Origin of the sequence: Pseudomonas sp. WMBT8 (assembly GCF_050916005.1) — a bacterium.
Lineage (GTDB): Bacteria > Pseudomonadota > Gammaproteobacteria > Pseudomonadales > Pseudomonadaceae > Aquipseudomonas.
The window spans coordinates 2,284,670-2,309,451 of record NZ_CP188096.1; the positions used below are offsets into that span (position 1 = coordinate 2,284,670).

Here is a 24,782-nt window from a genome sequence, read left to right on the forward strand (position 1 = left end):
ACTTGTTGTTATCGCAACCACGTTTAGGGCAGGGAGTATTCAACCAGAAAGATGAACCGTAGCGGTTGCCGAACTGCGTGCCTGGTTCATAAAACTTGAACGAGGAAGGGTCGTAACTGCTGTTACTACAGCCAGTAATCAGGGCGATAGTGAAGAGGCCCAGGAACTTTATGGGTGTCATAGGGGGGAGGTCCGCGTTAAATTGATCAGTATCTTACAGGGTTGCCCGCAAGCCAGGCAGCCCATTCCAGAGCTAGGCGTCTTCGCTCTCGAACTCCAGCAAGTCGCCTGGCTGGCAATCCAGGGCGATACACAGCTTGTTCAGGGTTTCGAGTTTGAAGCCTTTGATCTTTCCATTTTTCAATAGCGACAGATTGGCTTCGGTAATCCCAATGGCATCTGCCAGTTGGTTGGAGCGAATCTTTTTCTTCGCCATCATGACGTCCAATCGAATAATGATTGTCATGGGTTAGATGATGCTTTTATTTTCATCGTCGATAACTTTTGATTCGGCCACTATCAATGAGAATGCGCACAGAAAGATGCCTTGTATGATTGCATAGATGGCTGCGGATGATACACCCACACTGAGGCTGAATGTGCGCTCGCCAGGCGGCATTTCAATCGCCAGGGCCAAGCCTTGCAGGGTGGAAACAACCGGTGCCAGCAGCGGGGTAGCAATGAATAGGAGGCCCATCCACCATAGGATCTTGATATTGGCCTCGGTCCAGATGTGCCCCTTGGAAAGGCGCATGAAAAAGATCCCGGTCAGCACCAGCGCCAGCACTGTAAGGCTGATCGGCAGCATTTCCAGGGCCAGGACCAGGCCCATGATCCAGGGGGCCGGTTGGTAGCCAGGGGCTAACAGCGAAGGCATCTGCTCGCCGTAGGCATTGAGATACTCTGCCAGGGCGGTGGGATAGTCGAAGATCCAGTACAAAATCGGCGCGCCGAATTCGATCAGCGCGACCGACCACGCCAACAGTGCGGCAAACGCGCCTATGGACCGCAGCCGGGTGTTGGTGGAGACGGTATGCAGGTGATTGCTCATGGGTTGATCCATACGGGGTTGATGGAAGAATAATCCATGAATAATTATCGAATTACAATAATTTTTTGCGAAAAAAAACAGTGGCCGATGCTTAGAGTGCAATCAAACGCTCACCCAATCGACCGCTATCGGCCAGTTCAAGGAATTCATCGCCCAGCCGCTGGCTCTCATTCATCGCGGTTTGCCAGTACTGATTGCGCCGGGTGTCGTCCCCCATAAAGCGCTTGAAGTCGCTGCGATCCGGCAATTTGCCGTAGGGCAGGCGGGCCAGGTAGTCCCGTGAAGGGGCCACCAGCAATACATCGCGCAAACCCTGCGGACTGCTGCGCCGCCACGGCAGGCTCTTGTCGAACCAGCCGGGGATGACTCTGTCGGTGAAGTGCGGGTATAGCACAATGTCATCACCGTGGTAGGGCAGGTCGAGGTGGTAGTCCAGCAGGCCGCCATCGCGATAGGTGCCGGCACCGGCGCCCGGCAAGTCGCGCACGCCTTGCATCACCATGGGGATCGAGCCGGACGCCAGCAAGGCCTGGCGCAGGTTGCCCAGTTCCAGGTCGAGGAAGCGCGACGGGAAATCCTTGAGTGGGTGCAGCGGCGGGGCCTGGCGCGGGTCGTGGATGATCAGCCGCTCAAAGTGCCGCGACAGTCGCGCACGGCCGCGCAGATTGTCGGCGATCACCGAGGACAGGCCCAGGCCCAAGCGCCCACGGTGGTCATCGGCGAGCAGGCCATGGCTTTTGACCACCACGATATTCAGGCGATAGTGCGGGTTATCCAGCAGCGTTGCATCGCGCCCGGCCAGCAAGTCATCGAGCATGCGCTGGCAGCTCTGGCTGACCTCGGCCATGGTCACGCCCTTGGCAAAACGTTGCTCGTTGTACAGGCGACCGAGGTCGAGCAAGCCTTGTACCGGGTCGGGCAGGCAGGCACTGGCAAAGCGCCAGGAGCCGATCGATGCGCCAATCAGCGCGCGCTCGCGGGGCGCGCGTGCCAGCCAGTCACCGAACAACGCCAGGTCCAGGCCCTGAATGCCCAAGGCCTTGGGGCCCCCGGCCGCGCCGGGCAGAATCCCCACGTCTTGAGGTTTGAGGCCGTGCTCGCGAATGCGTGTAAAGGCGCGCTGGCCAGCCTTGAGCGTCAGGGCTGGGAACTTGATGTGGATGGCCGTCATACCGATCTCTGTGCAGGCGAGCAGGGCAGTATAGGAAATTTCCCCAGGGGGCTGGCAAGGTGTTGTGGGACAATTGCCATAGTGGCAATTCAGTTTCAGTTAAGTTGCGCGTCGTACTGTGGGGGCCGTAGGTAAAACATTGTGAAATGGAGACTTGTCATGAAAAACCTCACAGCAATTGTCGCCGCCAGTATCATCGCCCTGACCACCGGCCTGGCCCAGGCGCGGGACCTGGGGCCGGATGAAGCGCTGAAATTGCGTGACGCTGGTACCATCCAGTCCTTCGAGAAGCTCAATGCCGCCGCCCTGGCCAAACATCCAGGTGGCACCGTGCATGAAACCGAACTGGAGCAGGAATACGGCAAATATATTTACCAGGTTGACCTGCGCGATGCCCAAGGCGTCGAGTGGGATGTGGAATTGGACGCTGTCACCGGGCAAGTCCTCAAGGATCATCAGGATACGTAATGAAGGTAAATCTACGCACCGGCAGTCGATTGGCGCTGGTGCTCCTGGCCTTTTGCTCGGTGGTGGCTGCCCGGGACCTCAACCAGGATGAAGCCCTGGAACTGCGCCAGCAGGGGGTGATCCTGTCCCTTGAACAACTGTTGCAGCAGGCCATGGCGCGGCATCCCGGCTCCCGGTTGCTGGAGGCCGAGCTTGAGAGCAAACACGGCAGCTATGTCTATGAAGTGGAACTGGTGACCACCGATGGCGTGGTCCGGGAAATCAAACTGGACGCGACCACTGGCGCACTGCTTAAAGACGAGGAAGATGACTGATGCGCCTGCTTCTGGTGGAAGACCACGTACCGTTGGCTGATGAACTGCTGGCCGGGCTCAAAGCCCAGGGTTATGCCGTGGATTGGCTGGCGGACGGGCGTGACGCGGTGTATCAGGGGCGCAGCGAGCCCTATGACCTGATCATCCTTGACCTGGGCCTGCCTGGGCTGCCTGGGCTTGAGGTGTTGAGCCAATGGCGCGCCGCCGCCCTGGCGACGCCGGTGTTGATCCTCACCGCCCGCGACTCCTGGGCCGAGCGCATCGAAGGGCTCAAGGCCGGGGCCGACGATTACCTGAGCAAGCCGTTCCACCCCCAAGAGCTGTACCTGCGCATCCAGGCGTTGTTGCGCCGCTCCCATGGCCAGGCCAACCAGCCGACCTTGCAGGCGGCAGGCTTGCATCTGGATGAAGGCCGCCAGTGCGTGATGCGCGACGGTGCCGAGGTGCAACTGACCGCTGCCGAGTTTCGCCTGTTGCGTTACTTCATGCTGCATCCCGAACAGATCCTTTCCAAAAGCCACCTGGCCGAGCATTTGTATGACGGTGAGACCGAGCGCGACTCCAATGTCCTCGAGGTCCACGTCAACCATCTGCGGCGTAAGCTGGGACGCAGCGTGATTGAAACCCGGCGCGGCCAGGGTTATCGCTTTGGCGCCAGCCCCGCGTGAGGTCGATCCAGCGGCGGTTGAGCCTGGGGCTGATCAGCGTGATGGTGATCGTCGGCCTGGTGCTGGCACAAACCAGCCTGTGGCTGTTTGAAATGGGTTTGCAGCGCTACCTGGAGTCGGGTTTGCGCAATGACAGCGAAAACCTGCTGGTGGCCTTGGTGCGCGGCCCTGGCGGCGTGCAACTGGATGAGCAGCGCTTGTCACCGGCCTATCAGCGGCCGTTTTCCGGGCACTATTTCCGTATCGACTTCAGCGACCACCACTGGCGCTCGCGCTCACTCTGGGACCAGGAACTGCCGCAACTGCCCCAGGCCGGCCTGCAGGGCAACCTGCAGTTGGGCCCGGAAGGCCAGCAACTGTTGGTGCTGCGTTCGGACTACAAGCGTTTCGGCCAGTCGATTTCCATCAGCGTGGCCCAGGACTACACGCCCGTGCGGGAAAGTTTCCGCCTGATGCGCCAGGTCGGCCTGGTCCTCGGGCTGGCGGCGTTGCTGCTGATCCTGATCCTGCAACGGGTCACCGTGCGCCGGGCCTTGCGCCCGCTGGAAACCGCGCGTGAACAGATTGCGCAACTGCAACAAGGCCAACGCTCACAACTGGACACCCAGGTGCCAGTGGAGCTGGAGCCGCTGGTGGCGCAGATCAACCACCTGCTGGCCCACACCGAAGACAGCCTCAAGCGCTCGCGCAATGCCCTGGGCAACCTCGGGCATGCCCTGAAAACCCCCCTGGCGGTACTGTTGAGCGTGGCCTCCAGCGAGCAGCTCAAGGACCAGCCGCAACTGGCCAAGCTGCTGCGCGAGCAATTACAGCAGGTGCAGCAACGCCTCAACCGCGAACTCAATCGCGCGCGCCTTGCCGGTGAAACCCTGCCCGGTGCGTTGTTCGACTGCGACAGCGAATTGCCGGGCCTGCTGGCGACCCTGAACATGATTCACGGCGAGCACCTGGACCTGAGCTACCACGTTCGCCCCGGCCTGCAACTGCCGTGGGACCGCGAGGACTTGCTGGAGCTCTTGGGCAACCTGCTGGACAACGCCTGCAAATGGGCGGATGCCGAAGTGCGGGTGAGCATTGACGAGGCGCCCCACGGTTTTCAGTTGCGGGTCGAGGATGACGGGCCGGGGATTCCCGAGGCCCAGCGCACCCAGGTGTTCAGCCGCGGCACCCGCCTGGATGAACAGACCGATGGCCACGGCCTGGGGCTGGGGATCGTGCGCGATATCGTCGAGGTATGGGGTGGCACATTGCAGTTGCGCGAGAGTGAACTGGGCGGCCTCAAGGTGCTGATCGAGCTGCCCCGACGCCAGGTCTGATGGCACCTTGCTTCCGATCTGTAGGAATTTGCAACAAGGCTTTTCCTGTAACGCCTGGCTGGGACTATTTCGCTTATAACAGCCGCCTGGCTGGCCACGTCGAGCGGGTTTTCCCGCTCGCAACCCATGGCATATGTCAGAGCACTTGTCAGCCGGGCACTCGCTTGCTCGGCACCTAATAAGAAAGATAAAAGGTGACTCCCATGCGAATGACCAAGCGTTTGTGCGTGTTTGCTGCTGTCGCAGCCTTTGCCGCAAGTACGGCGGCACTCGCCGCTCCCACATTTATCAACGTGCTGACTGGCGGCACCAGCGGCGTGTATTACCCGATTGGCGTGGGCCTGTCGCAGCTCTACAGCAACGGCATCGAAGGGTCGAAGACCTCGGTGCAGGCCACCAAGGCTTCCGTGGAAAACCTCAACCTGCTGCAAGCCGGTCGCGGCGAGCTGGCCTTTGCCCTCGGTGACTCGGTAGCCGATGCCTGGAATGGCGTAGAGGACGCTGGCTTCAAGGCTCCGCTGCAAAAACTGCGGGCGGTTGCCGGTACCTATCCCAACTACATTCAGATCGTTGCCAGCCAGGAGTCCGGCATCACCACCCTGGCCGACCTGAAAAACAAGCGCATCTCCGTCGGCGCGCCAAAGTCCGGCACCGAGCTCAACGCCCGCGCAATCTTCAAGGCGGCTGGCCTGCGCTACGAAGACATGGCCAAGGTCGAGTTCCTGCCTTATGCCGAGTCAGTGGAGTTGATCAAGAACCGCCAGCTGGATGCCACCCTGCAGTCTTCGGGCCTGGGCATGGCGGCGATTCGTGACCTGGCGGCGACCCTGCCGGTCACCTTCGTTGCCATTCCTGCGGATGTCATCGCCAAGATCGGCAACGCGGCCTACCAGGCCGGCACGATCCCGGCGGGCACCTACGACGGTCAGGCCAGCGATGTATCGACAGTGGCCATCACCAACCTCCTGGTCAGCCATGACGGTGTGCCCGATGACGTGGCCTACCAGATGACCAAACTCATGTTCGACAACCTCGATCACCTGGGCAATGCCCATTCGGCCGCCAAGGATATCCAGCTCGAAGGCGCGGCCAAGGGCCTGCCGATCCCGCTGCATCCAGGCGCCGAGCGCTTCTACAGGGAAGTGGGCGCCCTGTAGACCACGTACCAGGGCTGCCAGTAAAGCCTGCGTACACCGTACGCCAGGTTTTATTGGCCTATCGACGTTGTAATGTGGGAGTGCCTCCATGAGTGAGCAAGACCAAAGCCTCGCCGCCAATCCCAGGGATTGGCCCCGAGCCCTGTTCTATGTCGCGCTGTTGTTTTCCACCTTCCAGATCATCACCGCCGCCTTCCACCCGGTTTCCAGCCAGATTCTGCGGGCCGTGCACGTGGGCTTCCTGTTACTGGTGGTGTTTCTGTGTTTTCCGGCGCGGGGCAGGGCCCAGCCCTGGCAACCGCTGGCCTGGCTGCTGGGGCTGGCCGGGATGGCCACGGCGTTCTACCAGTGGTATTTCGAAGCCGACCTGATTCAACGCTCCGGCGACCTGACTGGCAGTGACATGCTCGTCGGCCTGCTGCTGATCGTGCTGGTATTTGAAGCCGCGCGACGGGTGATGGGCATTGCCCTGCCACTGATTTGTGCACTGTTCCTGGCCTACGGCCTGTTCGGCCAGTACCTGCCGGGCGACTTGATGCACCGTGGCTACGCCATCGACCAGATCGTCAACCAACTGGCCTTTGGCACCGAGGGGCTGTATGGCACGCCGACCTATGTTTCAGCCACTTACATCTTCCTGTTCATCCTGTTCGGCGCATTCCTTGAACAGGCCGGGATGATCAAGCTGTTCACCGATTTCGCCATGGGCCTGTTCGGCCACAAGCTCGGTGGCCCGGCCAAGGTTTCGGTGGTGTCGTCGGCACTGATGGGCACCATCACCGGTTCGGGCGTGGCCAACGTGGTCACTACCGGCCAGTTCACCATCCCGTTGATGAAGCGCTTTGGCTACAAATCGGCGTTTGCCGGCGGCGTGGAAGCGACCTCGTCGATGGGCAGCCAGATCATGCCGCCGATCATGGGCGCAGTGGCGTTTATCATGGCCGAGACGATCAACGTGCCGTTCTTCGAAGTGGCCAGGGCCGCGCTGATTCCGGCCTTGCTGTACTTCGGCTCGGTGTTCTGGATGGTTCACCTGGAAGCCCGGCGCTCCAACCTGTGTGGCCTGCCCAAGAGCGAATGCCCAAACCCCTGGGCGGCGGTCAAACAGCGCTGGTACTTGCTGATACCGCTGTTGGTGCTGATCTACCTGCTGTTCTCCGGGCGCACACCGTTGTTCTCGGGCATGGTCGGCCTGGTACTGACGTCCATCGTGATTCTTGGTTCGGCGATCATCCTGCGTGTTTCATCCAGGGTCATGCGCTTGGCCTTCTGGATTGCCCTGGGCGTGCTCTGCGCGGGGTTCTTCCGGCTGGGTATCGGCATGGTGTTCGGGGTGGTGGCGCTGCTGGTGGCGGTGTGCTGGTTTATCAAGGGCGGCCGCGACACCCTGGGCCTCTGCCTGCATGCGCTGGTCGAAGGCGCGCGCCATGCCGTGCCGGTGGGCATCGCCTGCGCCCTGGTGGGGGTGATCATCGGCGTGGTGTCGCTGACCGGGGTGGCCTCCACCTTTGCCGGCTATATCCTTGCCATCGGCCAGGACAGCCTGTTCCTGTCGCTGCTGCTCACCATGCTCACTTGCCTGGTTCTGGGCATGGGCATCCCGACCATTCCCAACTACATCATCACCAGTTCGATTGCCGCCCCGGCCTTGCTCGACCTGGGGGTGCCGCTGATTGTGTCGCACATGTTCGTGTTCTATTTCGGCATCATGGCGGACCTCACGCCACCGGTGGCGCTGGCCTGTTTCGCGGCGGCGCCGATTGCCCGGGCAAGCGGCCTGAACATCAGCCTGTGGGCGATCCGCATCGCGGTGGCCGGGTTTGTCGTGCCGTTCATGGCGGTGTACGAGCCGGCGTTGATGCTCCAGGGCGACAGTCTGCTGGCCACACTGTATGTGGTGGCCAAGGCGCTGCTGGCCATTGGCATCTGGGGCGCGGTGTTCACCGGTTACCTACAGACTCGGCTCAGTGGGTGGGAACGCATGCTGGGCTTTGCCGCCGGTGCCAGCCTGATTCTGGCGACGCCGTTAAGCGATGAAATCGGCTTCGCCCTGGCCGTACTGTTGATCGCACAGCACTGCTGGCGTGCTCGCCGAGCTCAGGTGGCCACTGCGTGATCGGCCTGTGCCTGGGGTTGGCCGGCGCGGTCTGGGCACAAATCCCCACGCCAGCCTTCACCCTGGCCTGGACCCATACCGTTGAGAAAGTGCGCTGGGAGGAGGACTACCGCATAACGCCCGAGGGGTTGCTGTTGGGCGAGGCGCGGGTCAAGGGTTCCGGGGCAGGCATGGAAATCCCGCACGGCGCCGAACTGCGCGAGGGCAGTTGGCATTACCGGCGTCAGTTACCGCCTGTGCAACCGTTGCGTGTGGGGCGAGCCCCCGAGGCCGGGGATTATCAAGTGTGCTTCAACCAGCGCTGCCACTGGCTGAGTGCCTGGCTCGGCCCGCCACACGCGAGCCGACCGGCGCTGGAGCTGTGGGGGTGTGAGCTGGATATTGCATCCAGCGCCAGGCCCCGCGCATTTTAAGGCGCCATCAGACTCGGAACTGGTCCATCAAGCCCTGTTGCTGATTGGCCAGGCTGTTCAGCGTCTGGCTGACCCGCGCCGATTCATTGGCTTGTTCCGACAGCGATTCGGTCACGTCGCGAATCGTCGCCACGTTGCTGTTGATCTCCTCGGCCACCGCGCTTTGCTGTTCGGCGGCGCTGGCGATCTGCAGGTTCATGTCGCTGATCACAGTCACGGCGTCGCCGATCTGGCGCAATGCCGTGACGGCCTGGCCCACCTGCTCGACACTGCCCTGGGCCTGGCGGTGGCTGTTGTTCATGGAACTCACCACTTCCTGGGTGCCGTTTTGCAACTGTTCGATCACTTGGCGGGTTTCTTCCACCGACTCCTGGGTGCGCCGCGCGAGGTTGCGCACTTCGTCTGCCACCACCGCAAAACCGCGCCCGGCCTCACCGGCGCGGGCGGCTTCGATGGCGGCGTTGAGCGCCAACAGGTTGGTCTGTTCGGCAATCGCGCGGATCACTTCCAGCACTGAACCGATCTGCTCGCTATTGGCCGCCAGGCCTTCGACCTGGGCCATCGCCGTACTCATGTCGGCGGCGAGGTGGCCGATGCTGGTGGTGGTGCGGTCGATCACGGTCAGGCCTTCGCGGGTGGCCTGGTCGGCATCGCGGGCGGCTTGTGCTGCCTGGGCTGCGCTGCGCGCGACATCCTGGGCGGTGGCGCTCATTTCGTGGGAGGCGGTGGCCACCTGATCCACCTGGCGGTACTGCTGGTCCATGCCGGCGCTGGTCTGGCTGGCAATTGCCGCCGATTGGTCGGCGGTGCTGCGCGCGTCCTGTACCGAGCGTTTGACCTCGGCAATGATCGGTTGCAGTTTGTCGAGGAAGCGGTTGAACCAACTGGCCAACTCGCCCAGCTCATCGCGCTTGTCGTAGGCCAGGCGCCGGGTCAGGTCGCCTTCGCCACTGGCGATATCCTCCAGCATACGAGCCACGCCGAGGATCGGCCGGGTCACGCTGCGGGCCATCAGCCACACCAACAGCAAGCCGACGATGGCGGCGAGCAGGCCCAGGCCCAGTTCCAGCAGGGTGCCTTTGGTGTTGTCGGCATCCAGCTCGGCCTTGAGGGCTTGCGCGGGGCCGATCAGGACTTGTTCCGGCACATCCAGCAACACGCCCCAGGACTTGCCATTGGGAATGGGCTGGAAGGGGGCCAGGACCTTGAGTTGATGATCGGTACGCAGGCTGTAGGTCTGGGTACTGCTGGCCATGGCGCTGATCAGTTGCGCGCCGCTGGCGGTATCCACACTGTCCAGGCGCTGGCTGAGCTTGCTGGCATCCGGGCTGTAGCCGGCGAGCAAACCCACCGGGCTGATGATGCTGACGTTGGTCTGGCCGTCATACAGTTTGCGGCTGGCGTTCTGGCTGACGGCCTGCAGGCTGTTGAGGTTGATGTCCACCGACAGCGAGGCGATGACTTTGCCATTGACCATGAGCGGGAACACGATGCTGGTCAGCAATACGTTGTGCCCGTCGATCACATAGAAGTACGGCTCGATCACACACGGCTTGAGCGTGCTGCGCGGGCAGGTGAACCAGGTGTTGGCCTTTTCGCCGCTGGGGCCGACGCTGGTGTCGGACATATCGCTTTCCGGCAGCGCCATCGAGGTCAGCGTGCCGGGTGTCGGCTGCGACCAGTACAGGGCAAAGCGTCCCTTTTCATTGCTGCCCAGCTCCGCCTGGCCGGCGAACAGCTCATCCTTGCCATCCAGGGCATTGGCTTCAAAGACCAGGGACAGGCCCAGCAGGTCCGGGTTGGCTTGCAGGGCAGCCTTGACCTGGCGGGTCAGGTCCTCACGCAGGTCGAAGGCATCGAGGAAGCGCTTCTCGGCCTGCTCGCGCAAAAACAACACCTGGCGCGAAAAACCATGGCCGTACTGATAGGCGTCCATAAATTGCTGGCGGATGCCCAGGGCCTGGACTTCACCCTGGGCTTCGATGCGCGATTGGGCCGCGACATTGAGCATCTGCGTACTGGAGGTCTGGACCCTTTGTGAGCTCTGGTCCATCCGATACAGCGACAGACCCACCAGCAGGGTCACGATCCCCAACAGACAAAGGCCGGCGAGGAGGGTGATTTTCCATTGAATGGACAGCTGCCTGAGCGACATGGAGATCCTTAACCTTTCGTTACGACAGAGATGATCCGTTGTATCGGCCGCGTGGTTTTTTTCTTTATTCATACGATCAATTGAATTCTGTTTGCGACGTCGCGCTTTGACATGACGCGCCGGCTGCTGCAAAGTGCGCGCCCTCTAATAAAACTCCCTTTCTGCGTGTGTCGTGGTCGCCATCTGGCCAGGGCGCCGGCGCGTGTTGTTTTTATGTTTCTGTCTTGAGGTAACCATGATTAACGCAGTAATCGCCGCGGTCGGTACCATGCTCGTGCTCAGCCTGTCCCGCGTGCATGTGGTCATCGCGATCATCGTCGGCGCGCTGGTCGGCGGCTTGACCGGCGGCCTGGGGATCGACGCGACGCTCAGCGCGTTCAACAGCGGCCTGGGCGGCGGTGCCACAGTGGCGCTGTCCTACGCGTTGCTCGGTGCTTTCGCCGTGGCGATTGCCAAGTCCGGCCTGGCCCACGCCCTGGCGGACAAGGCCCTGCTGCTGGTGGACCGCCAGGAGGCTACCGGCGGCAGTCATGTCAAATGGCTGCTGATCTGCCTGCTGGGGGCGGTGGCGATTGCCTCGCAGAACATCCTGCCGATCCATATCGCCTTTATCCCGTTGCTGGTGCCACCGCTGCTGTATGTGCTGACCAAGTTGCAGATTGACCGGCGCCTGATCGCCTGCGTCATGACCTTCGGCCTGATCACCCCGTACATGTTCCTGCCGGTGGGCTTCGGCAACATCTTCCTCAACCAGATCCTGCTGGCCAACGTTGCCAAGAGCGGGGTGGATATCAGCCAGGTCAATGTCACCCATGCCATGGGCATCCCGGCGCTGGGCATGGTGTTCGGCCTGCTGGTGGCGGTGTTTATCAGCTACCGCAAAAAGCGCGTCTATGACCTGGAGAAGATCGAGCGGGTCGAGCAAGTGGCGGTGCAATACAACCCGCTGACCCTGCTGGTGGCCGGGCTGGCCATTGCCTCGGCCTTTATTATCCAGTTGTGGCTGGACTCGATGATCATCGGCGCCCTGGCGGGTTTCCTGATCTTCTCGGTATCGGGCATCGTGCGCTGGCGCGACACCGATGACCTGTTCACCGAAGGCATGAAGATGATGGCGATGATTGGCTTCATCATGATCGCGTCTTCCGGATTTGCCGAAGTGCTCAAGGCTACCGGCCAGGTACAGACGCTGGTGCAGGCCTCCGCCGCCTTCATCGGCCACAGCCGTGGCGTGGGGGCGCTGTTGATGCTGCTGGTGGGCCTGCTGGTGACCATGGGCATTGGCTCGTCATTCTCCACCGTGCCGATCCTTGCGGCGATTTTTGTGCCGCTGTGTGTGCAACTGGGGTTCAGCCCGCTGGCCATCGTCTGCATCGTCGGCACCGCCGGGGCCCTGGGCGACGCCGGCTCTCCAGCGTCGGACTCCACCCTGGGGCCGACCTCGGGTCTGAACATTGACGGCCAGCATCACCATATCTGGGACACCGTGGTCCCGACCTTCCTGCACTACAACCTGCCGTTGCTGGTGTTCGGCTGGTTTGCCGCGATGACCCTGTAACACCCCCTGTAGGAGTTGGCTTGCCGGCTCCTACAGTTTTTTCTCTGCGGGCCGTTAACCTCTTAACGTTGCCCTACAAGAGAGAAGATCCATGCGTCTGAGTCTGAAGGCCAAAGTCCTGTCCCTTGCCGTATTGCCGGTGTTGTTGTTTGCGGTGGTCATCAGCCTGACCACGGTGTGGATTCTCAAGGAACAGGCGCGCACCGAGGTGGCCGAAACCCGCCAGCGCCTGCTCAATAACGCCAAGGCCACCCTGCAAAGTTATGTCGAGGTGGCGATGACCACCATCAAGCCGCTGTACGACGCCGCAGCCCCTGGCGACACAGAGGCGCGGGCGCAGGTGGTCAGGTTGCTGTCCAACACCACCTACGGCAAGGACGGTTATTTCTTTGGCTACGACTCCGAAACCATCCGCCTGTTCAAGGGCAACAGCCCCGACGGCGTGGGCAAAAGCTTCAAGGACAACCGCGACCCCAACGGTGTCTACGTCAACCGCGACCTGGTGAAGGTCGGCAAGGACGGCAGCCACTACCTGCAATACAGCTCGACCCAGCCGGGGCAAACCGAACTGGTGCCCAAGCTCGGCTACACCGAATACCTGCCCAAGTGGGACATGGTGATTGGTACGTCAGTCAACCTCGACGGTATTGACGCCCTGGTCAGCGAGGTGGAAGCCAAGGTCAACGAGCGTATGGAAGGGGTGTTGTTGAGCATTATCGGTATTGCGGCGGTGCTGCTGTTGCTGATCGCGGCAGTGGGCATGCTGCTGGCCAATACCATCTTGCGTCCCTTGCACCTGATGAAGGCCAACCTCGACGACATCGCCGCCGGTGAAGGTGACTTGACGCGCCGCCTGGCAATCACCAGCCAGGACGAACTGGGTGAACTGGCGGGCTCGTTCAACCGGTTTGTCGACAAGATCCACGGCCTGGTGCGCCAGATCACCGACATGACTTCGCAACTGACCGGCCTGGTCAGCCAGGTGTCCGAGCAGGCCCATCGTTCGGAGCAGGCCATGGAGCGCCAGCGCCAGGAAACCGACCAGGTGGCAACCGCGATCAATGAAATGTCATCCGCCGCCCATGAAGTGGCGCGCAGTGCCCAGGGCGCGGCGGTGGCGGCCCAGCAGACCGACGCCGAAGGTCAGGCCGCCAAGCGCGTGGTGGATGGCAGCATCGCGCAGATTCATGCGCTGGTGAATGACATCCGCAGCAGTGGCGTGTCCCTGGACAGCCTGCAACAGGACGTGTCGTCGATTGTCAGTGTGCTTGGGGTGATCCGTTCGATTGCCGAGCAAACCAACCTGCTGGCCCTCAACGCCGCCATTGAAGCGGCCCGTGCCGGTGAAGCCGGGCGTGGGTTTGCGGTGGTGGCCGATGAAGTCCGCGCGCTGGCCAGCCGCACTCAACAAAGTACCCAGGAAATCCAGGGCATGATCGACCGCCTGCAAAAAGGCACCGAGGCGGCCGTGGAATCCATGCGCCGCTCCAGCGATGCCGGCGACGGCACCTCGGCCCAGGCCAATGAAGCCGGGGCGTCCCTCGATACCATGGCGCAGTTGATCGGCACCATTAACACCATGAACGCGCAGATCGCCAGCGCCGCTGAAGAGCAAACCGCCGTGGCCGAAGAGATCAACCGCAGCGTGCATCAGATTGCCGTGGCGGTGGACAGCGTGGCGGACGAGACCCAACAGGGCGCGCAGACCTCCCGCAGCCTGGCGGAACTGGGGCAGCGGTTGGGACAGTTGGTGGGGCAGTTCAGGATCTGACCTGGTAATTGGGGTGCTGGTTCTGGCCTCATCGCAGGCAAGCCAGCTCCTACATTTGAATGTATTCACAGTTCAAAATGGGGGAGTTGGTGGGGCAGTTCAGGATCTGATCTGGTAATTGGGGTGCTGGTTCTTGCCTCATCGCAGGCAAGTCAGCTCCCACATTTGAATGTATTCACAGTTCAAAATGTGGGGGTTGGTGGGGCAGTTCAGGATCTGACCTGGTAATTGGGGGGCTGGTGCTGGCCCCATCGCAGGCAAGCCAGCTCCTACATTTGAATGTATTCACAGTTCAAAATGGGGGAGTTGGTGGGGCAGTTCAGGATCTGACCTGGCGATTGCGGTGCTGGTGCTGGCCTCATCGCAGGCAAGCCAGCTCCTACATTTGAATGTATTCACAGTTCAAAATGTGGGGGTTGGTGGGGCAGTTCAGGATCTGACCTGGCGATTGCGGTGCTGGTTCTGGCCCCATCGCAGGCAAGCCAGCTCCTACATTTGAATGTATTCACAGTTCAAAATGTGGGAGCGGGCTTGCCCGCGATGAGGCCCTAACAGCCGCTACACATCCCGCATCAACAACCCAAACCCGATATCCATCTCCAACGGCACCGGCACATACACCGTATGCCCATCCCCCGGCGCCACCTCGATCGCCTCGCCCTTGGCGTTATGCATCATCCCCAAATCAAAGTGGAAATTCCCCGCTGGGGTCATCAACTCCAGGTGATTGCCCACGGCAAAGCGGTTCTTCACCTTGACCTCGGCCAGTTCCCCGCGCCGTTCGCCGGTCAATTCCCCGACAAACTGCTGTTGTTCCGAGACGGAGCTGCCGTTCTGGTAGTTCTGGTACTCGTCGTGCACATGGCGGCGCAGGAAGCCTTCGGTGTAGCCGCGCTGGGCCAGGGACTCAAGGTTGGTCATCAAGCCCCGGTCGAACGTGCGCCCGGCCACTGCATCATCAATGGCCTGGCGGTACACCTGGGTGGTGCGCGCCACATAAAAGTGGGATTTGGTGCGGCCTTCGATCTTCAGCGAGTGCACGCCCATCTGCGTCAGGCGCTCGACGTGCTGCACCGCCCGCAGGTCCTTGGCGTTCATGATGTAAGTGCCGTGCTCGTCCTCGAAAGCCGGCATCTGCTCATCCGGGCGATTGGCCTCTTGCAGCAGAAACACCTGGTCGGTGGGCGCGCCAAGGCCCAGGGTCGGCTCGGGTTGATACTGCTGGACGATATCACCCACGGTGTTTTCGACCGCCGGGGTGGCCTGGTATTTCCAGCGGCAGGCGTTGGTGCAGGTGCCCTGGTTGGCATCGCGCTTGTTCATATAGCCCGACAACAGGCAGCGCCCGGAATAGGCCATGCACAGTGCGCCATGCACAAACACTTCCAGCTCCATGGCCGGCACGTGCTGGCGGATCTCGGCGATTTCTTCCAGGGACAGCTCCCGCGACAGGATGATCCGGCAGATGCCTTGCTGCTGCCAGAACTCGACGCTGGCCCAGTTCACCGTATTGGCCTGTACTGACAGGTGGATCGGCATCTGCGGGAAGTGCCGGCGCACCAGCATGATCAGGCCCGGGTCGGACATGATCAGCGCGTCCGGGCCCATGGTGATCACCGGTTCCAGGTCCTTGAGAAAGGTTTTGAGCTTGGCGTTGTGCGGCGCGATGTTGACCACCACATAAAAGCGCTTGCCCTGGGCCTGCGCCTCGGCGATGCCCAGGGCCAGGTTGGCGTGGTCGAACTCGTTGTTGCGCACCCGCAAGCTGTAGCGCGGCTGGCCGGCGTAGACCGCGTCGGCACCGTAGGCAAAGGCGTAGCGCATGTTTTTCAGGGTGCCGGCAGGGGCGAGCAATTCGGGGGCAAGGACAGGGAGCATGGGGATTTGGGTCGCAAAAGGGCGGCAGGGTAGCCGAGCCGGGGCGGGCGCTTATTGATCTGGGTCTACGCTGTAGAAATAAAGATGGCACTCGTGCGACGCCCGGCGGACTAAGCAACAGGGCGCGCTGGGCGCCCGGCGTTTTTCTGGTACGGATCGGACATGAACCAAACGAATCTGCAATTCAAAACCCTGCTGTTGCTGCTGGTCATCGTGACCCTCGCGTTCTTCTGGATCCTGTTGCCGTTCTATGGCGCGGTGTTCTGGGCGGTCATCCTGGGGATCATCTTTGCGCCCATGCAGCGCCGCCTGCAGCTCAAGTTTGGCTGGAACCGCAACCTCACGTCGTTGTGTACCCTGATGGTGTGCCTGGTGATCGCGATCTTGCCGGTGATCATCACCAGCGCCTTGCTGGTGCAGGAGGGGGCGACGCTGTACAAGAACGTCGAAAGCGGCAAATTGGATGTGGCCGGCTACATCGAACAATTCAAGAACTTCCTGCCGCCGTACTTCCAGCACCTGCTGGACCGCTTCGGCATGGGCAACCTGGAAGGCCTGCGCGAGAAAATCGTCAAGGGCGCGATGCAGGGCAGCCAGTTCTTTGCCAGCCAGGCGTTCAGCTTTGGCCAGGGCACCTTTGATTTCCTGGTGAGCTTTTTCATCATGCTGTACTTGCTGTTCTTCCTGCTGCGCGACGGCCCCGACCTGGTGCGCAAAGTGCGCACGGCGGTGCCGCTGGCCGAGCCGCAGAAGCGTCGCCTGCAACTGAAGTTCAACCGCGTGGTGCGCGCGACCGTAAAGGGCAATGTGCTGGTGGCGGTGACCCAGGGCGCGTTGGGCGGCCTGATCTTCTGGTTCCTGGATATCCCCAGCGCGTTGCTCTGGGCGGTATTGATGGCGTTTCTGTCTTTGCTGCCGGCCGTGGGTGCGGGGATCGTTTGGGGGCCGGTGGCCGCTTATTTCCTGCTCAGCGGTTCAATCTGGCAGGGGGTGGTGCTGGCCTTGTTCGGGGTGTTTGTGATCGGCCTGGTGGACAACGTGCTGCGCCCGATCCTGGTAGGCAAGGACACCAAAATGCCGGATTACCTGATCCTGATCTCGACCCTGGGCGGCCTGTCGATCTTCGGCCTCAACGGCTTTGTCATCGGGCCGTTGATTGCCGCGCTGTTTATCTCCAGTTGGGCGCTGTTTGTCGAGACCAAACCGCGGGTGCGGCTGCCATTGCCCTAGGCTGAGAAGCAATGGGCCATCTTGCGTGACAGGGCTTGGGCATCGGGTAGTGAAGTCAGTGGGCCGCTGATGGCTTCACCGTCGCGTACCAGGTACCAGCAGGCGAGCAAACCCAGTTCCCGCAGGGGGCCGGGGACGGCACTGCCGATGACGGACATGATCTGGATAGTGGGCATATCTACCTCCATTGCTGATGGAGGTCACCTTACGGCGGCCAGGCGACGAGGGAAAATCACCCTGCTCGATAGTCAACATCACTGTGATCGAGACTGCGCCGGCAGGGGTTCAGTCAACCACCTGGTCCAGCATGTGCAGCACTTCCTGTTCATTGAGCAGGCCCTTGTGGACCAGGTTTTCTGCCAGCAGCGAGAGAAACTTGGCGCTGCGATGGCCCTCCAGGTGCTTGAGTTCGGTCAAGGCGCTGTAGACCTTGCTCGAAGTGCAGAGGCCGGCGGTACGGTGCGGGTTTTGTGTGGGCATGGTGGGTCGTCCTTGTTGTTATGACCTGTTATGGGGGACAGTTTCGATAGTGAGAGTGCCGCGTGACACAAACATGACAGCGCGCCCCCCGGTTGGGCAAGTGCACTTTGGCCTTAATAATGTCGGATTTAACAGTCGGCGTTGTCTCGATAGCGACCTTGGCGAGATTTATTCAGACCTGGCAGCCCATAAAAAAGCCCCGCCTGGAGGGCGAGGCTTTTTCTGCTGGGCTTACCAGCCGCGCCCGTAATAGCCGCGGGGCGGGCCGTAATAACCGCGTGGTGGCCCGTAATACACCGGCGCCGGGCGGTAATACACCGGCTGCTGTACATACACCGGCGCCGGCTGGTAATAGACCGGTGGCGGGGCGGCATACACCGGCTGCGGTTGGTAATACACCGGTTGTTGCTGCACATATACCGGCCGATCATGGCTGGCGATCACTGAGCCCACTACGGCTGCGCCGACAACCGCACCCAATACGGCCGGGCCACCCCAACCGCCACCATGGGCGCAGGCTTGGCCGGCTACAGCGAGTGCCCCGATCAGCAAGGCGATCCTGGGGATTTTACGAATCATGGTCTTTCCTCGGTTGGCCCCTGCGCTTGTGGTCTGCAATCAATAGACTCAAGGATTGTCGCGGGGATACTTTTAAGACAACGTATTTCAGGAAAACAGCACTACCACTAGGTAAAGGTTGTGTAAGGTCTGTACCGATTTGCTTACTTGAAGAGGCGTTACTGATGCTGATGAACCCTAACAAGGATACCCAGCTGTGCATGTCGTTGTCGGCCCGGCCAGGCAATTTCGGCCTGCGATTTCATAACCATTTGTATGAGCAGTTGGGGCTGAACTTCTACTACAAGGCCTTCAGCAGCCAAGACCTGAACGGCGCCGTGGCCGGCATCCGGGCCTTGGGTATCCGTGGCTGCGGGGTGTCGATGCCGTTCAAGGAGGCCTGTATCGAGTTAGTGGACGAACTCGACGACTCGGCTCGCGCCATCGCCTCGATCAACACCATCGTCAACACCGCCGGGCACCTCAAGGCCTACAACACCGACTACATCGCCATCGAGCAACTCCTGCAAAAGCACGCGGTGCCCAAGGACTCGACCTTCGCCCTGCACGGCAGCGGCGGCATGGCCAAGGCCGTGGCCAGCGCCTTGCGTGATGGTGGCTATGCCAATGGGCTGATCGTTGCGCGCAATGAAACGGCGGGCCGGGCCCTGGCGCACAACCTGGGGTATGAGTGGCAGGCGACATTGGGCAAGGCGCGCCCGCAGATGCTGGTCAACGTGACGCCGATCGGCATGACCGGCGGCGCCCAGGCGCAGGACCTGGCATTCGAGGCCGACGCGATTGATGCGGCCGACACGGTGTTCGATGTAGTGGCGATCCCCGCCGAAACACCGCTGATCGTGCGGGGAAGGGCCCAGGGCAAGCGGGTAATTACCGGCCTGGAAGTGATTGCGATCCAGGCCCTGGAGCAGTTCGTGCTGTACACCGGCATCCGGCCGACCGACGAACAGTTCCAGAAGGCGGTGAATTTCGCCCGCCAGTAAACACCGCCGGCCCATGTGGGAGCGGGCTTGCTCGCGAAGACGTCGGCCCAGCAAACATTGATGCTGACTGACCCACTGCTTTCGCGAGCAAGCCCGCTCCCACACAAGCCCGCTCCCATAAGGGGGGACGTTTATTCGAGCCGCGACAGGCGCTCTTCCAGCGCCGCAATCCGTGCTTCGAGCTCTTCGATGCGTTCCAGAGGAACCCCGCTGCCAGCGCTGCTGCGCTCCACCGGGCTGCCACGGGCGGCCAGGATCGCCTCGATATCCGCCGGGTCGCCCAGGGAGTGGGTGTAGCGGTCTTCGCGCTGGCCGGCCTGCTTGGGCACCAGCACCGCCAGATCGCGAGCGATCAGGCGTTCCAGTTGGTGCACCACCTGCTCGGCATCTTCAAAGTCATGCATGCGCCCGCTGCGGGTCAGCAATTCGTTGACCGTCTGCGGGCCGCGCAGGAACAGCAGGCCAGTCAGAATCACCTGCGCCGGCACCAGTTCCAGGGCCTTGTCTACGCGGTGTTCCCAGCGGTCGGCGCGACTGCCCATCACCAGTTTGGTAAAGCCACGGCCTTCCAGGGCGCGCAGGCTCTGGCCGACTTGGCCCTGGCTGAGGTTCATCACCGGTTCGCGGCTGGTTTTCTGGTTGCAGGCCAGGACCAGGGCATTGAGGGTCAGCGGGTAGGTTTCCGGGTTGGTGGCCTGCTTCTCGATCAGGCAGCCCAGAACGCGGATTTCCGTGCTGTTGAGGCGCGGCTCGGAGGAGGTGGTGTCGTGCTCGGCGGTCATCGCGCTTTCCCTATGCAGTGAGCCCACTAGCCTAATCCCGAAAAAATAAAAGACAAGCAGCGCTCATGTCTATAATCGCGGCTGTTCAAACCCTGTCACCACTGTCGAGACTGTCATGACTATTTCCCTGTACGCCGCTTCCCTTCCGGTCTTCAAGCAAATGCTCAACGCCCTGGGCGATGTGCTGAACAAGGCCGAGGCCCACGCCACTGCCAAGAACATCGACCCGAACGCCTTGCTGCAGGCGCGTCTGTTCCCGGACATGTTCCCGCTGGTACGCCAGGTGCAGATCGCCGTGGATTTTGCCAAGGGTGTTTCCGCGCGCCTGGCCGAGATTGAAGTGCCGAAATACGAAGACACCGAAGTCACCTTCGCCGACCTGCAAGCGCTGATCGCCAAGGTCCTGGCCTTCATCGACACCATTACCCCGGCGCAGATCGACGGCAAGGAAGGCATCGAGATCGTCACCCGCCCAGGCACCCCTAAAGAGAAGCGCTTCAGCGGCCAGTCCTACCTGCTGACCTATGGTCTGCCGCAGTTCTTCTTCCACGTCACCACCGCCTACGCGTTGCTGCGTCATAACGGTGTGGAAGTGGGCAAGCGTGACTACATGGGCGCGTTCTAAACCCTGAGTAACACTGCAAAACAGATGTGGGAGCGGGCTTGTGTGGGAGCTGGCTTGTCGGATCGCCGCATCGCTGCGATAGCATCACCTCGGTATCACTGATAGACCGAGGTGATGCTATCGCAGCGATGCGGCGATCCGACAAGCCAGCTCCTACTTGCTTGCCGGGTTGTGTCAGGCCGGGTTCTTGTCTTCGTGGCCCAGGCACGCCGCTGCGGTGAATAGCACGTCGGTAGACGAATTCAGCGCGGTTTCCGCCGAATCCTGCAACACCCCGATAATGAAGCCCACGGCCACCACTTGCATGGCGATTTCACTCGGAATGCCGAACAGGCTGCACGCCAGTGGAATCAGCAACAGCGAACCCCCGGCCACACCCGACGCGCCACAGGCACAGATCGCCGCCACCACGCTGAGCAGCACGGCGGTCGGCAGGTCGACCGCGATGCCCAGGGTATGCACGGCGGCCAGGGTCAGCACGGTGATGGTGATGGCGGCGCCGGCCATGTTGATGGTCGCACCCAACGGGATCGATACCGAATAGGTGTCTTCGTGCAGGCCCAGGCGCTCACTCAACGCCAGGTTGACCGGGATGTTGGCCGCGGAGCTGCGGGTGAAGAAGGCGGTGATCCCGCTTTCACGCAGGCACAGCAGCACCAGCGGGTAGGGGTTGCGACGCAATTTCCAGAACACGATCGCCGGGTTGACCACCAGGGCCACGAACAGCATGCAGCCGATCAGCACCAGCAACAGGTGCGCATAACCGAGCAGCGCATCGAAGCCAGAAGCGGCCAGGGTCGAGGCCACCAGGCCGAAAATCCCCAGCGGTGCGAAGCGAATCACCACGCGCACGATCAGCGTGACGCCGTTGGACAGGTCGTCCAGCACGGTACGGGTGGTTTCCCCGGCATGACGGATCGCGATGCCCATGCCGATGGCCCACGCCAGGATCCCGATAAAGTTGGCGTTCATCAAAGCGCTGACGGGGTTGTCCACCACGCTGAGCAACAGGCTCTGCATCACTTCGCCGATCCCGCCGGGAGCGCTGATGGCCACGTCATGGGTGCTGAGCACCAGGCTCGACGGGAACAGGGTACTGGCAATCACCGCGACCACCGCCGCCGAAAAGGTACCCAGCAGGTACAGGAACAGAATCGGCCGGATATGGGTTTCCTGGCCATGCTTGTGGTTGGCAATCGAGGCCATCACCAGCACAAACACCAGGATGGGCGCCACGGCCTTGAGCGCCGAGACAAATACCTTGCCGATGAACGCGGTGGACAGGGCAGCACTGGGCGACAGCAGGGCTAGCAAGATGCCAGCAACCAGGCCGATGACAATTTGGGTCACCAGGCTGACGCGCAGCAGGCGTTGAAGCAGCGAAGGAGCAGCAGTCATAATAGTGTCTCTAGTTTTTTTAATGTGTGCAGCGCTATGCAGGGCGCGAAGTCTAACATGCTGTAGGAAACATCCCGTTTGCTGCGGCATTCAGTCGCCAAGGCCGTGTGTGGTCCGGTCACATTCTGTTAAGATTCGCCATCCTCTTCTTATCTCTATGTCAGCGGGCCCTTGGGTCAGCGCTGGCGTCGCCGTTTCTGGAGTTGTGCATGTTGTTGCCCATCCTGCTGCTGTCCGCAGCCGGTTTTACGGTGTTGACCACCGAATTTGTCATCGTGGGCCTGTTGCCCTCCATCGCCCGTGATTTGGATGTGAGCGTGTCCCAGGCTGGTCTGCTGGTGACCCTGTTTGCCTTCACCGTAGCCGCGTTTGGGCCGTTCCTCACCGCGTATTTCGCACGCTTTGAGCGCAAGCGCCTGTTTATCAGCATTCTGTTGATGTTCGGCGCGGCCAACACCCTCGCGGCACTGGCGCCGAATATCTGGGTAATGGCCGTGGCCCGCCTGATTCCGGCCCTCGGATTGCCGGTGTTCTGGGCCCTGGCCAGCGAGACGGCGGTGGACATCGTCGGGCCGGACTACGCTGGCCGGGCGATTGCCAAGATCGGCTTCGGCATCGTCTGCGCCACGGTCTTCGGCATCCCGGTGGGTACGCTGATCTCCGATATGTTCGGCTGGCGCAGCGCCTTCGGCATTCTCGCCGGGGTGGCGGTGCTCAAGGCATTGCTGCTGTTGATTTACCTGCCGGCGACCACAGTGAAGAAGGACGCGGTGACCCTGCGTTCGCAGTTCAAGATCCTGCGCAACCCGTTGATGCAGGGCCACGTACTGCTGTCGATCCTGGTATTTAGCGGCATGTTCACTGCCTATACCTACCTGGCCGACATTCTCGAGCGCCTGGCCGGCTTCGATGGCACGCTGGTGGGCTGGTGCCTGATGGGCTTTGGCGCCGTGGGGCTGATCGGCAATTCCCTGGGCGGACGCATGGTCGACAAGCATCCGCTGATCGCCTCCATGGTGTTCTGCGGCTTTATGATTGCCGGCATGGTGGCGCTGGTACCGGCGATCCACTCCACCCTCGGCCTGGCTGCGGCCATGGGGATCTGGGGCGTGACCCAGGCGGCGCTGTTTTTGGTCAGCCATGTGCGCTTGATGAAGGCGGCGCCCCATGCGCCGGCATTTGCCGCGTCCTTGAACATTGCCGGGGCCAACCTGGGCATTGGCCTGGGCGCGATGGTCGGCGGGCGGGTGATCGACACCTTGGGCCTGGGCAGCCTGGGGTTCGCCGCGTCGGGTTTTATCCTGCTGTCGATTCTCCTGGCCCTGTGGCTGATGACCGCCAAGACCCGGGTCGCCTGCGCCTAGGCGGGCAACGCGGTAAACAGTTCGCGGCGAGCACCTTCGGTAATCGCCACGATGCCGGGGTGCTTGACCTTGCGTTCCACCGAGATGGCATAGAACGACTCGGTGACCGCGTCCGTCTGGCCAATCAATGCCACGCCGTATTGGCGCAGCACTTCCTCGGCAATCACGCTGGGGGCAATGAAAATCCCGCTGCCGGACTGGCCGAAGGCCTGCATCAAGGCGCTGTCGTCGAACTCACCGATGATTTTCGGGCGGATCTGCTGCTCGGCGAACCAGCGCTGCAAACGGCTGCGCACTACGGTTTCGGCACCGGGAATCAATAGTGGCGCACCGTGCAGGCACTGTGGGAAATCACCACCGTGCAGGTCCGCCAACGCCTGGGTGGCGAAGAAACTGATGCCGCATTCCCCAAGCTTCTGGCTGTAGCCCTTGATGTCCAGGTGCGTCGGCATCGGGCTGTCGGAGATCACCAGGTCCAGACGCTGGATCGCCAGGTCGGCCAGCAGGCGTTCGAGTTTGTCTTCACGGCAGGTAATGCGCAGTGGCTCGCTCAACTCCATGGTCGGCGCGATCAGGCGATAGACGATGGACTTGGGCACCACGTCCGCCACGCCAACGCGAAACACAATCTGCTGTTCATTGGGCTGGGCGCGCAACATCGCTTCCAGCTCATTGCCGGTCTGGAACATCTGCTCGGCATAGGGCAGGGCCTGGCGCCCAGCCTCGGTCAGCTCCAGTTGGCGGCCGACTCGTTGAAACAGTGCGATACCAAATGTCTGCTCCAACAGGCTGATTTGCCCGCTGATGGTCTGCGGCGTGAGGTTCAGTTGCTCGCAGGCACGCACGATGCTGCCGGTCTTGGCGACTACCCAGAAGTAGTGCAGTTGTCGGTAATTGAGCATCAGGCGCCTCGGTTGCAGAGTGTTACTTCGTGTAAACCGAAGTATAAGCGAAAAAAATACGAATTTTCCTGAAGTGTTCGCTTCCTTAGAATGCCTCGCTATCGCGGGCCCAATGCTTGGGTCCAACGGTTCTAACGAGGAATACATCATGAAATTCAATTCCCTGGGCGCGGCGTCGTTGCTTGCGCTTTCATTAGTGGTGCTCAGTGGTTGCGACCAGGTCGAGAAGAGCACCCAGCAGGTGCTGGGCAAAGCCAGCGAAGCGGCCAAGCAGGCCATTGATGACACCCATAAAGCCGCCGAACAGGCGTTGAGCGAAGCGACCCAGGGTTTGATTGCCCCCAAGGAAGACGAGCAAGAGCAGGATTCCAAGCCTGAGCCAGATTCCAAAGAAGCTTAATTT

At 61.4% G+C, this 24,782-nt stretch carries 24 protein-coding genes and 3 pseudogenes; 15 read left to right on the plus strand and 12 right to left on the minus strand.

Going from position 1 to position 24,782, the window contains the following annotated elements; genetic code table 11:
* Positions 1-253: 253 nt before the first annotated feature.
* From ACO77H_RS10635 to ACO77H_RS10645, 3 genes are all read right to left on the minus strand, one after another.
* On the minus strand, positions 254-466 hold the full coding sequence (locus ACO77H_RS10635; protein ID WP_169957024.1) for a helix-turn-helix domain-containing protein: 213 nt from the start codon (positions 464-466) through the stop codon (positions 254-256).
* Between the two features lie 3 nt (positions 467-469).
* Positions 470-1,051, minus strand: coding sequence for a hypothetical protein (locus ACO77H_RS10640; RefSeq protein ID WP_170043189.1), 582 nt, complete (start codon positions 1,049-1,051; stop codon positions 470-472).
* Positions 1,052-1,142: 91 nt separating this feature from the next.
* Positions 1,143-2,222 carry a patatin-like phospholipase family protein gene (locus ACO77H_RS10645; protein ID WP_170043188.1) on the minus strand — a complete coding sequence of 360 codons (1,080 nt, stop codon included), beginning with the start codon at positions 2,220-2,222 and terminating at the stop codon, positions 1,143-1,145.
* A 159-nt stretch (positions 2,223-2,381) separates the two neighbouring features.
* Between ACO77H_RS10645 and ACO77H_RS10650 the strand changes: the two genes are divergently transcribed.
* The 7 genes from ACO77H_RS10650 (at position 2,382) to ACO77H_RS10680 (ending at position 8,674) form a co-directional block, all read left to right on the plus strand.
* Entirely contained in the window at positions 2,382-2,690 is a 309-nt protein-coding gene (locus ACO77H_RS10650; RefSeq protein WP_169957027.1) for a PepSY domain-containing protein, read from the plus strand.
* Positions 2,690-3,004, plus strand: coding sequence for a PepSY domain-containing protein (locus ACO77H_RS10655; protein ID WP_169957028.1), 315 nt, complete (start codon positions 2,690-2,692; stop codon positions 3,002-3,004). The genes ACO77H_RS10650 and ACO77H_RS10655 overlap by 1 nt, the downstream gene beginning before the upstream one ends.
* A complete protein-coding gene (locus ACO77H_RS10660) occupies positions 3,004-3,672 on the plus strand; it encodes a response regulator transcription factor (RefSeq protein WP_169957029.1) in 669 nt (222 codons plus the stop codon). Before ACO77H_RS10655 ends, ACO77H_RS10660 begins: the two co-directional genes overlap by 1 nt.
* Positions 3,669-4,988, plus strand: a complete 1,320-nt coding sequence (locus ACO77H_RS10665) for a sensor histidine kinase (protein ID WP_432755424.1) — start codon at positions 3,669-3,671, stop codon at positions 4,986-4,988. Before ACO77H_RS10660 ends, ACO77H_RS10665 begins: the two co-directional genes overlap by 4 nt.
* 203 nt (positions 4,989-5,191) lie before the next feature.
* Complete coding sequence (locus ACO77H_RS10670; protein WP_432755425.1) at positions 5,192-6,145, plus strand: TAXI family TRAP transporter solute-binding subunit; 954 nt, start codon at positions 5,192-5,194, stop codon at positions 6,143-6,145.
* An 88-nt stretch (positions 6,146-6,233) separates the two neighbouring features.
* Positions 6,234-8,261, plus strand: coding sequence for a TRAP transporter permease (locus ACO77H_RS10675; RefSeq protein WP_432755426.1), 2,028 nt, complete (start codon positions 6,234-6,236; stop codon positions 8,259-8,261).
* Positions 8,258-8,674, plus strand: a complete 417-nt coding sequence (locus tag ACO77H_RS10680) for a DUF1850 domain-containing protein (protein ID WP_432755427.1) — start codon at positions 8,258-8,260, stop codon at positions 8,672-8,674. Before ACO77H_RS10675 ends, ACO77H_RS10680 begins: the two co-directional genes overlap by 4 nt.
* Before the next feature lie 7 nt (positions 8,675-8,681).
* Here ACO77H_RS10680 and ACO77H_RS10685 read toward each other — a convergent pair whose 3' ends face one another.
* Positions 8,682-9,437: a methyl-accepting chemotaxis protein gene (locus tag ACO77H_RS10685; RefSeq protein ID WP_407073444.1), complete on the minus strand. Its 756-nt coding sequence runs from the start codon at positions 9,435-9,437 to the stop codon at positions 8,682-8,684.
* A 150-nt stretch (positions 9,438-9,587) separates the two neighbouring features.
* Positions 9,588-10,901: pseudogene (locus tag ACO77H_RS10690) on the minus strand (chemotaxis protein); the annotation flags it as partial.
* 166 nt (positions 10,902-11,067) lie between these two features.
* Between ACO77H_RS10690 and ACO77H_RS10695 the strand changes: the two are divergent.
* The 3 genes and pseudogenes from ACO77H_RS10695 to ACO77H_RS10705 all read left to right on the plus strand — a co-directional run.
* Positions 11,068-12,387: a Na+/H+ antiporter family protein gene (locus tag ACO77H_RS10695; RefSeq protein WP_166647879.1), complete on the plus strand. Its 1,320-nt coding sequence runs from the start codon at positions 11,068-11,070 to the stop codon at positions 12,385-12,387.
* A gap of 91 nt (positions 12,388-12,478) precedes the next feature.
* A pseudogene (locus ACO77H_RS10700) lies at positions 12,479-13,252 on the plus strand (cache domain-containing protein); the annotation flags it as partial.
* Between the two features lie 315 nt (positions 13,253-13,567).
* Positions 13,568-14,158: pseudogene (locus ACO77H_RS10705) on the plus strand (methyl-accepting chemotaxis protein); the annotation flags it as partial.
* Between the two features lie 558 nt (positions 14,159-14,716).
* Here the strand turns inward: ACO77H_RS10705 and yegQ are convergent.
* Positions 14,717-16,036 (minus strand): tRNA 5-hydroxyuridine modification protein YegQ, encoded by a 1,320-nt coding sequence (yegQ, locus tag ACO77H_RS10710; RefSeq protein WP_432755428.1) that lies wholly within the window; start codon positions 16,034-16,036, stop codon positions 14,717-14,719.
* 162 nt (positions 16,037-16,198) lie between these two features.
* On the opposite strand from yegQ, the gene ACO77H_RS10715 reads away from it, so the two are divergent.
* A complete protein-coding gene (locus ACO77H_RS10715; RefSeq protein ID WP_169956214.1) occupies positions 16,199-17,266 on the plus strand; it encodes an AI-2E family transporter in 1,068 nt (355 codons plus the stop codon).
* Here ACO77H_RS10715 and ACO77H_RS10720 read toward each other — a convergent pair.
* From ACO77H_RS10720 to ACO77H_RS10730, 3 genes are all read right to left on the minus strand, one after another.
* Positions 17,263-17,442, minus strand: a complete 180-nt coding sequence (locus tag ACO77H_RS10720; protein ID WP_169956212.1) for a hypothetical protein — start codon at positions 17,440-17,442, stop codon at positions 17,263-17,265. The genes ACO77H_RS10715 and ACO77H_RS10720 overlap by 4 nt on opposite strands.
* A 109-nt stretch (positions 17,443-17,551) precedes the next feature.
* On the minus strand, positions 17,552-17,746 hold the full coding sequence (locus ACO77H_RS10725) for a hypothetical protein (protein ID WP_029296627.1): 195 nt from the start codon (positions 17,744-17,746) through the stop codon (positions 17,552-17,554).
* A gap of 231 nt (positions 17,747-17,977) precedes the next feature.
* Entirely contained in the window at positions 17,978-18,325 is a 348-nt protein-coding gene (locus ACO77H_RS10730; protein ID WP_169956210.1) for a hypothetical protein, read from the minus strand.
* A 164-nt stretch (positions 18,326-18,489) separates the two neighbouring features.
* On the opposite strand from ACO77H_RS10730, the gene ACO77H_RS10735 reads away from it, so the two are divergent.
* The gene (locus tag ACO77H_RS10735) at positions 18,490-19,308 is read left to right on the plus strand and encodes a shikimate 5-dehydrogenase (RefSeq protein WP_170057903.1); all 819 of its coding nucleotides are present in this window, start codon (positions 18,490-18,492) and stop codon (positions 19,306-19,308) included.
* A 131-nt stretch (positions 19,309-19,439) separates the two neighbouring features.
* Here the strand turns inward: ACO77H_RS10735 and ACO77H_RS10740 are convergent, their stop codons facing one another.
* Positions 19,440-20,090 carry a YceH family protein gene (locus ACO77H_RS10740; RefSeq protein WP_169956206.1) on the minus strand — a complete coding sequence of 217 codons (651 nt, stop codon included), beginning with the start codon at positions 20,088-20,090 and terminating at the stop codon, positions 19,440-19,442.
* 115 nt (positions 20,091-20,205) lie between these two features.
* On the opposite strand from ACO77H_RS10740, the gene ACO77H_RS10745 reads away from it, so the two are divergent.
* On the plus strand, positions 20,206-20,715 hold the full coding sequence (locus tag ACO77H_RS10745) for a DUF1993 domain-containing protein (RefSeq protein WP_432755429.1): 510 nt from the start codon (positions 20,206-20,208) through the stop codon (positions 20,713-20,715).
* Between the two features lie 174 nt (positions 20,716-20,889).
* Here the strand turns inward: ACO77H_RS10745 and sstT are convergent, their stop codons facing one another.
* On the minus strand, positions 20,890-22,113 hold the full coding sequence (sstT, locus tag ACO77H_RS10750; protein WP_169956202.1) for a serine/threonine transporter SstT: 1,224 nt from the start codon (positions 22,111-22,113) through the stop codon (positions 20,890-20,892).
* A gap of 209 nt (positions 22,114-22,322) precedes the next feature.
* Between sstT and ACO77H_RS10755 the strand changes: the two genes are divergently transcribed.
* A complete protein-coding gene (locus ACO77H_RS10755; protein WP_170043180.1) occupies positions 22,323-23,477 on the plus strand; it encodes an MFS transporter in 1,155 nt (384 codons plus the stop codon).
* Here ACO77H_RS10755 and nhaR read toward each other — a convergent pair.
* A complete protein-coding gene (gene nhaR, locus ACO77H_RS10760; protein ID WP_169956198.1) occupies positions 23,474-24,379 on the minus strand; it encodes a transcriptional activator NhaR in 906 nt (301 codons plus the stop codon). The two genes, ACO77H_RS10755 and nhaR, sit on opposite strands and share 4 nt — an antisense overlap.
* A gap of 148 nt (positions 24,380-24,527) precedes the next feature.
* Here nhaR and ACO77H_RS10765 point away from each other — a divergent pair, with 148 nt between their 5' ends.
* Positions 24,528-24,779, plus strand: coding sequence for a hypothetical protein (locus tag ACO77H_RS10765; RefSeq protein WP_170043178.1), 252 nt, complete (start codon positions 24,528-24,530; stop codon positions 24,777-24,779).
* The last annotated feature ends 3 nt before the right edge of the window (positions 24,780-24,782 follow it).

What these genes read in the sequence shown, in the direction of transcription:
- ACO77H_RS10640 (WP_170043189.1), bottom strand. Translation starts at nt 1,051, where the DNA reads ATGAGCAATCACCTGCATACCGTCTCCACCAACACCCGGCTGCGGTCC.
- ACO77H_RS10720 (WP_169956212.1), bottom strand. Translation starts at nt 17,442, where the DNA reads ATGCCCACTATCCAGATCATGTCCGTCATCGGCAGTGCCGTCCCCGGC.
- ACO77H_RS10730 (WP_169956210.1), bottom strand. Translation starts at nt 18,325, where the DNA reads ATGATTCGTAAAATCCCCAGGATCGCCTTGCTGATCGGGGCACTCGCT.
- ACO77H_RS10655 (WP_169957028.1), top strand. Translation starts at nt 2,690, where the DNA reads ATGAAGGTAAATCTACGCACCGGCAGTCGATTGGCGCTGGTGCTCCTG.
- ACO77H_RS10725 (WP_029296627.1), bottom strand. Translation starts at nt 17,746, where the DNA reads ATGCCCACACAAAACCCGCACCGTACCGCCGGCCTCTGCACTTCGAGC.
- nhaR (WP_169956198.1), bottom strand. Translation starts at nt 24,379, where the DNA reads ATGCTCAATTACCGACAACTGCACTACTTCTGGGTAGTCGCCAAGACC.
- ACO77H_RS10685 (WP_407073444.1), bottom strand. Translation starts at nt 9,437, where the DNA reads ATGGACCAGCAGTACCGCCAGGTGGATCAGGTGGCCACCGCCTCCCAC.
- ACO77H_RS10675 (WP_432755426.1), top strand. Translation starts at nt 6,234, where the DNA reads ATGAGTGAGCAAGACCAAAGCCTCGCCGCCAATCCCAGGGATTGGCCC.
- ACO77H_RS10735 (WP_170057903.1), top strand. Translation starts at nt 18,490, where the DNA reads ATGCTGATGAACCCTAACAAGGATACCCAGCTGTGCATGTCGTTGTCG.
- ACO77H_RS10670 (WP_432755425.1), top strand. Translation starts at nt 5,192, where the DNA reads ATGCGAATGACCAAGCGTTTGTGCGTGTTTGCTGCTGTCGCAGCCTTT.
- ACO77H_RS10765 (WP_170043178.1), top strand. Translation starts at nt 24,528, where the DNA reads ATGAAATTCAATTCCCTGGGCGCGGCGTCGTTGCTTGCGCTTTCATTA.
- sstT (WP_169956202.1), bottom strand. Translation starts at nt 22,113, where the DNA reads ATGACTGCTGCTCCTTCGCTGCTTCAACGCCTGCTGCGCGTCAGCCTG.
- ACO77H_RS10660 (WP_169957029.1), top strand. Translation starts at nt 3,004, where the DNA reads ATGCGCCTGCTTCTGGTGGAAGACCACGTACCGTTGGCTGATGAACTG.
- yegQ (WP_432755428.1), bottom strand. Translation starts at nt 16,036, where the DNA reads ATGCTCCCTGTCCTTGCCCCCGAATTGCTCGCCCCTGCCGGCACCCTG.
- ACO77H_RS10635 (WP_169957024.1), bottom strand. Translation starts at nt 466, where the DNA reads ATGACAATCATTATTCGATTGGACGTCATGATGGCGAAGAAAAAGATT.
- ACO77H_RS10715 (WP_169956214.1), top strand. Translation starts at nt 16,199, where the DNA reads ATGAACCAAACGAATCTGCAATTCAAAACCCTGCTGTTGCTGCTGGTC.
- ACO77H_RS10650 (WP_169957027.1), top strand. Translation starts at nt 2,382, where the DNA reads ATGAAAAACCTCACAGCAATTGTCGCCGCCAGTATCATCGCCCTGACC.
- ACO77H_RS10645 (WP_170043188.1), bottom strand. Translation starts at nt 2,222, where the DNA reads ATGACGGCCATCCACATCAAGTTCCCAGCCCTGACGCTCAAGGCTGGC.
- ACO77H_RS10740 (WP_169956206.1), bottom strand. Translation starts at nt 20,090, where the DNA reads ATGACCGCCGAGCACGACACCACCTCCTCCGAGCCGCGCCTCAACAGC.
- ACO77H_RS10755 (WP_170043180.1), top strand. Translation starts at nt 22,323, where the DNA reads ATGTTGTTGCCCATCCTGCTGCTGTCCGCAGCCGGTTTTACGGTGTTG.
- ACO77H_RS10745 (WP_432755429.1), top strand. Translation starts at nt 20,206, where the DNA reads ATGACTATTTCCCTGTACGCCGCTTCCCTTCCGGTCTTCAAGCAAATG.